Origin of the sequence: Vibrio sp. 10N.261.54.A5 (assembly GCF_041471145.1) — a bacterium.
In the GTDB taxonomy this organism is placed as follows: Bacteria; Pseudomonadota; Gammaproteobacteria; order Enterobacterales; family Vibrionaceae; genus Vibrio; species Vibrio crassostreae_C.
Window position 1 is genome coordinate 132,305 of the sequence record NZ_JBFRNU010000033.1, and the last position, 8,212, is coordinate 140,516.

Here is an 8,212-nt window from a genome sequence, read left to right on the forward strand (position 1 = left end):
CATAGAACCTTAAACATTAGCCCAACTTAAAACGAAAAGTGCCAAGCCTCATAAATTACTTTTGAGTTATCTGTTCGTTAGCGGTTTCAAGGCCAGCTTTAAACCGTCCTTATCCTTACAACCAATGTAAACATGCTTTCCATTACTTAAGCTTAACTTCAGCGCTGAACCTATTGATGCATTATACAACCAGCCATCGCTCAGCATTCGGATGCCAATACCTTGATACCACTTACTTTGATAGAACGATGTCTCTATAATGTCTGACACGTCTACATTCTTACGCCAAAAACCAAAGCCGAAATACCAGCTTAGTACATTGTCTTTGACCTCAATTGTCATGGAGAAAAAGAGCAAAGCAATTAAACCATTGATGGCGTGAGCGATTAATGTCCCGGGGTTATTATCAGAGGTAACGACAATGAAAGCACTTATCGCAACGAGGATAAGCAGCAATCCCTTGTTGGATTCCTTACTATAAAACACAGTGGCAACTCCTATAGACAACGAACAATCCACTAACTAGCCAACAGTTATCTTACTGCCGCCTTTCTAAAAAATCGTAGCAAGTAATGCAGGCATACTCCCACAACCAAACCAAGTAGCATCGCCTTGATACTACCAACCCAAAGTATCAAACCAGAATAACCTTGTCCCGGACCTAAGCCTTGTTTATTAATCACATCGACAAACATAAAACCGTTCCACAGCACATGCAGTGAGGCTGTAAATCCATGCACACAAATTGCGATGGTTCCAAGTAACTTGTACTTGTTAATAACTGGTGCGCCACAAAAAATGACAACAAGCGCAAAGGTCAAAATCAGAGGGCCCGACAGTACTAAAGTGAGTGTGATTACTTCAACGTGGCTCTCTATGCCATAACTGTATGTACAAAATACCATTGTCATTGAAAACAAAAGCGAAATGAGTGCGAACCATAGCGTTCTATTCATTGGGGTTCCCTGCCTTAATAGTGGGTTTAGGACAAATTCGATAATCGACAGGAAGAACTAATTACCAAAAATACGGCATGAGAAATGCCCTTGTTACACGACTATTCGATGGACAACTCAGACTTTCATAAACCCAATGTAACGGAAGACTTAGAACACAAGCTAGGCAATATAGCTTCGGCTATATTGAACCACGAGCATAGACTGAAGACAGGTGCTACGACGGAACAAGTAAGGTAGGCTCTACTCATCAAACGATGAGCAATCCACGTATATCAGCATGAGAACCGACGACATTACTTGCTTCATCTATGTGATAACACTATCCCTTAAATAACAAGAAAGGCTCTATAAATGCGGGAGCAGAAACTTCTACGCTCTTATTGACTGAGGGGGGTCATATCAACGCCAAGCTAAGCTGTGAGTGAACGTGTGCCATGTTTGAGCGAAGCGAGTTTGGCACGCGTTTACGAATCAGACTTAAGCGCCTTGTTAGCTTTTGTTCTTTGCCCAAACCCTGAAGAGTACAGTTAGCTTTAACCCTATTGCAAAAGCATTTTCTGCTAATTCAGATATTTGATTCAGACCTATATACTTACTTTTACTCTGACCATTGGTAATACGAAACCCCAGTTGAGCTGACTCATAGTACACGGGGTTATGTGCTACTAAATTACGTAACGTGACCAACTCTTTAAACTGTGTAAAAAGCTCATCAGACTCATTAGAAGCACCACATTCCAAGTTATAAAGTGCTTTAACTCGTTCAAAACGATTTTCCAGGTACTTATCATCTTTGAAGTACATGCGGCGTGATAGCGCCGTATGTGTTTCATATTTCAGTAACAACTCACCTTCGAGCCGTGCAACCGAACATACAATTTTCCCAACAGCTTTTTCCCAAGCTTCTAAATCCAAATCGCTTTGTTCCAAAGTAAACTCCAAAAAAGCTAACAGCTATTAGACCGAAAAATTCCCCATCTAAATACAGAGTCAATCTATCTAGTTTCATATGCACCGCAATTTACCACGATTAATCACAGCAATTCAGTGACTTAAAACATAGATACGTTCATTGAATGACTAATTTCAGAATATTTCCATCTAGTATGAATTTAGCGAAAAACCTTGTGATACTGTATGTAAACACAGCTCCTTAAAAATATCCAAACACAAAAAAGCCTGCCATTTATGCGAACATAAATGGCAGGCTTTATACGTTAGTTAAGCTTGTGAGTGGCTAGCTTATGCGGCTTCGAATGCGAGGGCTTTCTTCTCTACTTGGCGGAAGATCAGCGTTAGTATGCCGTTTACTGCTAGGTAGAATGCACCAGCAATGCCGAACACGGTGAGCGTGTCGTAGGTTTGGCCGTTGATACGCTGAGCGTAGCCCATCAAATCCATGATGGTGATGGTGCTTGCCAGTGACGTACCTTTGAAAACTAGAATCACTTCGTTCGAGTAAGCTGGAACGGCGCGGCGTAGTGCATATGGCAGTAACACTTTAAGCGTTGCTACTTTGTCCATGCCTAGTGCACGACATGCTTCCCACTGCCCTGCTGGAATTGCGTTGAATGCGCCTCTGAACAGTAGCGTGCTGTATGCAGCGGTGTTCAAAGCTAATGCTAACATTGCACAGAACCAAGGTTGGCTTAACCATGTCCACATGAAGCTTTCACGAATCCAATCGAACTGACCCGGGCCGTAATACACCAAGAAGATTTGAACCAACAATGGTGTGCCGGTGAACAGCGTAATGATGCCACGTGTTAACCAGTGAATCGCCGGTATTCTTAAGATTAGCGTTACCGTCATCAGCAGTGACAAGATACAACCAACCAGCAGTGAAGCGCCTGTGAGTTGCAGACTGGTCGCTAAGCCCTCAAGCATTTGAGAGAGGTATTGTTGATTCATGCCATTGCCCCTTTGTTACCCAAACCTTGAATAGAGAACTTACCATCAATCACTTTTACCAATCTTTGTGTGATTAAAGTGATGACCAAGTAGATTGCTGCTGCTGTCGCGTACCAAGTAAATGCTTCGTGCGTTGCAGCGGATGTTAGTTGTGCTTGTTTCAGCAAATCTGTTACGCCAATCAGCGATACTAATGCGGTGTCTTTCAGTAATACTAACCATTGGTTGGTTAACCCTGGTAGTGCGTGTCTTACCGCTTGAGGTAACACGATACGAAAGAATGCACGAGACTGAGAAATACCAAGCGCGCTTGCTGCTTCTCTCTGCCCTTTGCTTACTGCTTTTAATGCACCACGCAAGGTTTGCGAAGCGTAAGAAGCAAAGATAAGTGACAGTGCAACAACACCAGATAAGAACGGGCTCACTTCTATGAAATCGCCAGTGATCATGAACAGAACTTGTGTCGAACCAAAGTAGATAAACAGTACGACCAGAATTTCTGGTAAACCACGAACAATCGTCACAAATGCAGTCGTTGGCCATTTGATTGCAATACGACGAGACATCTCTCCACTTGCAAACAAAACTGCTAGAACCAATCCAACCAATAGGCTTACGAACGCAAGCTGAACAGTCATCCAGCTTGCTTCGACGAGCCCTAAAGAGTAACCCGTTAATTCCATAAATTACTTACCGAAGTACTTGTTGAAGATCTTATCGTATTCGCCGTTCGCTTTTACTGCTGCAAGTGCAACGTTAAGCTGGTCTACAAGTTCTTGGTTGCTCTTGTTTACTGCGATGCCAAAGCCGTTACCGAAGTACTCTTGGTTTGTTACTTGGTCGCCTACGTACGTTAGGTTGTCTTCTTTCTTGAACCATTCTGCTACAACGGCTGTGTCACCGAATACAGAATCGATACGACCGTTCTTCATGTCGATGAATGCATCTTGGTAGCTTGAGTAAGGTACCGCTGTTACGCCAGTCATTTGCTCAAGTAGGAAGCTCTGGTGAGTAGAACCGTTTTGAACGCCAACACGCTTACCTTCTAGTGCTGCTTGGTCTGCTACTTTGCCTTCGAAAGAAATGAATGCTGCAGAGTTATCGTAGTATGCGTTAGAGAAGTTCACTTGTTTAAGACGCGCTTCTGTGATGTCCATTGCCGAGATAGCCGCATCGTAACGTTTGAATTTAAGTGCAGGGATCAAGCTATCGAATGCTTGGTTGTGGAAAGTACACGTTGCTTTCAGCTCTTCACAAAGTGCGTTTGCTAAGTCTACGTCAAAACCTTGAATTTGGTTGTTCTCATCCATGTATTCGAATGGTGCGTAAGTTGCTTCCATTGCGAATTTGATTTCTTCTTGCGCCGCTGCGTTGAAAGAAGCAAGGCCGATAAGTGAAGCTAGTAGAATCTTTTTCATTTTGTTACTCCGAATACTGTTTGATAGCGGCCTGTGGCCATTCTTATAATTTGATTGTTTTAATTGATGTTGTGTTTAGCTAGATCTAGTGAGTCAACTTTCTTTTAATAAGTGACTTACTTAATGAGTCAGATACTCGGCAAACTCAGGTGTCTGCGGATTAACGAATGAATCGCTGGTGCCGTGTTCAACGATGTACCCTTTCTCTAGGTACAGAACGTGGCTAGCAATCTTCTTCGCGAAATCGACTTCATGCGTCACGACCACTTGGGTAATGCCCGTTCCGCTCAATTCTTTAATAATGCTCACGACTTGGTTGGTGATCTCAGGATCAAGCGCCGCTGTTGGTTCATCAAACAACAACACATCCGGTTTCATCATCAGCGCACGTGCAATCGCAACACGCTGTTGTTGACCGCCAGACAGTTGAAGTGGCCAAGCGTCTGCTTTGTCGGCAAGTTGAAGTGTCTTTAGGACTTCTTGCGCTTGCTTAATCGCTTCTTGCTTATCCAAACCCGCCACTTTGGTTGGTGCTTCAATCAAGTTTTCCATCACCGTCATGTGTGGCCATAAGTTGTATTGCTGGAACACCATGCCGACTTTACGACGAAGTTTAAGCCCCTGCTTCTCTTGGATTTGGCTTGAAAAATCGAATTGCTCATTCGCAATGTCTAATTCGCCGTTGTCCGCGATTTCAAGCAGGTTCAATACACGCAGTAATGAACTCTTGCCCGCGCCGCTTGGGCCAAGCAATACCAAGGTTTCGCCACTCTCACAGTCGAAACTGATGTCGTGAAGAACTTGGGTATCACCGTATGATTTGTTGATGCTCTTTACTTGAATACTCATGCCACAATACTGCATTAATTGTCATTTGTTGGTTATTCTATTCAATCCGAGGTTTTATGCAAGAAAAATGTATAAAAAACTACTTTGTTGAATTTTTGTAACAAATATTCCACAAAAAACAGTCGCTATAACTGGTCTTACAACCAAAACTTACAAGTCATTGATAAAGCTAATATCGAGATAAATAGCAAACGTTTTGCTATCAATTTATAAATCATCGCACGGTTGCTTGTTTATGTGTGCACTCTCCTATCAACGCTAATTTACTTGCATAAAAATTAGGGTTAAATAGCTTGGTTTCCTATCCAACTGACTGGATCAAAATGCTTAGTTTTCCTTTAAGGTCGTTTCGAATTATTCACTTAGTGTTGATGAAATATTGGAAATTGAGTTTCCTAGGGAGCGTCACAGCGCAATAAATGCTTTAATGGGTTCGATTCTCAACAACAATTACTGCCCAGCGAACAACGCGCAGTACAGGCAATAAGTCATAAAGCAATTAGCCATAAGCAACAAGCAACAAGCAACAAGCCATCTATTTTTAAAGCGACAACACATTAAGGCAGTCATATGCAAAACGATGTCTCTTCTACGCTCGACTCGAACCAGCGACAGACTCAGCGATCGACTCAACAAGCGCCAGAACCCAAACCTGAGAAAAAAAGCCTCAGTATTTTGTTTGAGCTGAGTAAATTCATTCAGCCTTATAAAGGTCGTGTTATTGCTGCGTTGATCGCGTTGATCTTCACAGCGAGCTTAACCCTTTCAGTCGGACACGGTATTCGTCTTCTTATCGACCAAGGCTTCAGCCAACAATCGTTGTCAGACTTAGGCAGCGCGATTCAATTCATCATGGTGGTGGTCGTGCTGATCTCGATTGGCACCTTCTTCCGCTTCTATTTGGTCTCTTCTGTTGGTGAGCGAGTAAGTGCGGATATACGCCTGTCGGTTTTCAATCACGTGGTGACGCTGCACCCGAGTTACTTTGAAACCAATGGCAGTGGCGACATCATGTCGCGAATCACCACGGATACCACTCTGCTTCAAAGCATCATCGGTTCATCGTTCTCGATGGCGATGCGCAGCACGTTGATGTGTATTGGTGCAATCATCATGCTGTTTGCGACCAATATTAAGCTGACGTTGATTGTATTGGCCTCGGTGCCATTTATCTTGATTCCGATCCTTGTTTATGGGCGCCGTGTAAGAGCCCTATCTCGCCAAAGCCAAGATTCGATGTCTGATGTGGGTTCTTACGCAGGTGAGGCAATTGAGCACATTAAAACGGTGCAAAGCTACAGCCGAGAAGAGCAAGAGAAAGCATCATTCGCGGTAGAAGTGGAAAAGGCGTATGAGATTGGTCGCCAGCGTGTAAAACAGCGCGCGATTCTTATTTCTGGCGTTATCGTGATTGTATTTAGTGCTATTGCAGGCATGCTTTGGGTTGGCGGCAGTGATGTTATCAACGGCACTATGTCGGCTGGTGACTTAGCGGCGTTTGTGTTCTACGCAATTATGGTTGCTTCATCGTTAGGTACGATTTCTGAAGTGATGGGTGAACTGCAACGCGCGGCAGGTGCGACCGAGCGATTAATCGAGATCCTACAAGTTGAAAGCCATATTGTTGCGCCAGTTGCGAATCCAACTTCGCTTGCTAACGTAACGCCAGAAGTTGCATTTGATGATGTGACCTTCTGTTATCCATCAAGACCGGACCAACCCGCAACAAGCAACCTCACGCTTACTGCCCATGAAGGCAAAGTGTTGGCACTGGTTGGCCCGTCTGGCGCAGGTAAAACTACCCTGTTCGAACTGCTGCAACGTTTCTACGACCCACAAGTGGGTAAGGTCACATTAGGCGGTGTTGAACTGAATCAGTTTGATCCTAACGAGCTAAGAAAGCAGATGGCATTGGTACCGCAACAACCTGCTCTGTTCAGTAACGATGTGTTCCATAACATTCGCTACGGCAACCCGCAGGCAACAGACGAGCAAGTGATCGAAGCGGCGAAGAAAGCGCACGCACACGAGTTCATTCAAAACCTACCTGATGGCTACAACAGCTTTCTTGGTGAGCGTGGTGTAAGGCTTTCTGGCGGACAGAGACAGCGTATTGCTATCGCACGTGCCATCTTGAAAGATCCGAATATTCTATTGTTGGATGAAGCAACCAGTGCACTAGACAGCGAAAGTGAGCATCACGTACAACAAGCGTTAGAAGAGTTAATGCGTGGCAGAACGACGATCATTATCGCCCATCGATTATCAACAATTAAACACGCCGACCAGATTGCGGTGCTCGATAAAGGACAGCTAGTAGACATCGGCGACCACCAGTCTCTCATCAATAGCTGCGAATTGTACCAACGCTTGGTTGAGCTGCAATTCAAACACCTTAGTGCCTAACCATTGCGTGCAGGTGTAACTAAGTGACTGACATTGTGTGGTTTCGAGCTTCAAAAACTTGAATCACACGTGTTGCAGTTTTGTTAATTTAGCGGTAGGGTTTTTATTCCAATAACAACTTATCCCTACATAACAATAAGAGAGTTCGCATGGAAGCACTATTATCTGACTACCCGGTAGTAACAGAAATCCCTGTCGCTTGGGGAGAAATGGACGCACTCAATCACGTTAACAACGCTGTATATTTTCGCTATTTCGAAACCGCTCGCTTAGATTTTTTCAAGCACGTCGAGCTGATGGAAGAGATGGCGATTACCAAAGTTGGTCCTGTTCTTGGTGGCACTTACTGTAAGTATTTCCGCCCAGTCACGTATCCAGATACCTTGATGGTCGGCTCACGTGTTACCGATATTCAAGATGACCGATTCACCATGGAATACGCGATTGTCAGTAAGGCTCAACAGAAACTGACGACCGTTGGCACTGCGACTATCGTGATGTTTGATTTTGCTTCGAACCAGAAAGCCCTGCTCTCGCTGCGCTTAACCAATGAAATCGAAAAGATGAACACGTTGAAAAGCCCATGCTTCAAACAAGAAGCCGTGACAGAATAACGTATTCGTTGGTTGAGAAAGATTCAGAAAGTTTCAGTGTCTCGTCCTAAAATAC

8 protein-coding genes and 1 pseudogene are annotated in these 8,212 nt (G+C 44.0%); 2 read left to right on the forward strand and 7 right to left on the reverse strand.

The annotated features are described in order from the left end of the window. Window positions 1–55: 55 nt before the first annotated feature. From AB4329_RS10920 to artP, 7 genes and pseudogenes are all read right to left on the reverse strand, one after another. Window positions 56–507 (reverse strand): annotated as a pseudogene (locus AB4329_RS10920) (hypothetical protein). A 26-nt stretch (window positions 508–533) separates the two neighbouring features. Continuing rightward, window positions 534–956, reverse strand: coding sequence for a hypothetical protein (locus AB4329_RS10925; RefSeq protein WP_102428875.1), 423 nt, complete (start codon window positions 954–956; stop codon window positions 534–536). 492 nt (window positions 957–1,448) lie between these two features. Beyond that, window positions 1,449–1,889 carry a hypothetical protein gene (locus AB4329_RS10930; RefSeq protein WP_136974266.1) on the reverse strand — a complete coding sequence of 147 codons (441 nt, stop codon included), beginning with the start codon at window positions 1,887–1,889 and terminating at the stop codon, window positions 1,449–1,451. Between the two features lie 312 nt (window positions 1,890–2,201). After that, window positions 2,202–2,870: an arginine ABC transporter permease ArtM gene (gene artM, locus AB4329_RS10935; RefSeq protein ID WP_017087151.1), complete on the reverse strand. Its 669-nt coding sequence runs from the start codon at window positions 2,868–2,870 to the stop codon at window positions 2,202–2,204. After that, window positions 2,867–3,553: an arginine ABC transporter permease ArtQ gene (gene artQ, locus AB4329_RS10940; protein ID WP_017061822.1), complete on the reverse strand. Its 687-nt coding sequence runs from the start codon at window positions 3,551–3,553 to the stop codon at window positions 2,867–2,869. Before artQ ends, artM begins: the two co-directional genes overlap by 4 nt. A gap of 3 nt (window positions 3,554–3,556) precedes the next feature. After that, on the reverse strand, window positions 3,557–4,288 hold the full coding sequence (locus tag AB4329_RS10945) for a lysine/arginine/ornithine ABC transporter substrate-binding protein (RefSeq protein WP_004733839.1): 732 nt from the start codon (window positions 4,286–4,288) through the stop codon (window positions 3,557–3,559). A 120-nt stretch (window positions 4,289–4,408) separates the two neighbouring features. Then, window positions 4,409–5,137, reverse strand: coding sequence for an arginine ABC transporter ATP-binding protein ArtP (artP, locus tag AB4329_RS10950; RefSeq protein ID WP_032545343.1), 729 nt, complete (start codon window positions 5,135–5,137; stop codon window positions 4,409–4,411). Between the two features lie 570 nt (window positions 5,138–5,707). On the opposite strand from artP, the gene AB4329_RS10955 reads away from it, so the two are divergent. Then, entirely contained in the window at window positions 5,708–7,543 is a 1,836-nt protein-coding gene (locus AB4329_RS10955; protein ID WP_372124900.1) for an ABC transporter ATP-binding protein/permease, read from the forward strand. Between the two features lie 149 nt (window positions 7,544–7,692). Beyond that, complete coding sequence (locus AB4329_RS10960; RefSeq protein ID WP_372138294.1) at window positions 7,693–8,157, forward strand: acyl-CoA thioesterase; 465 nt, start codon at window positions 7,693–7,695, stop codon at window positions 8,155–8,157. Window positions 8,158–8,212 lie beyond the last annotated feature (55 nt).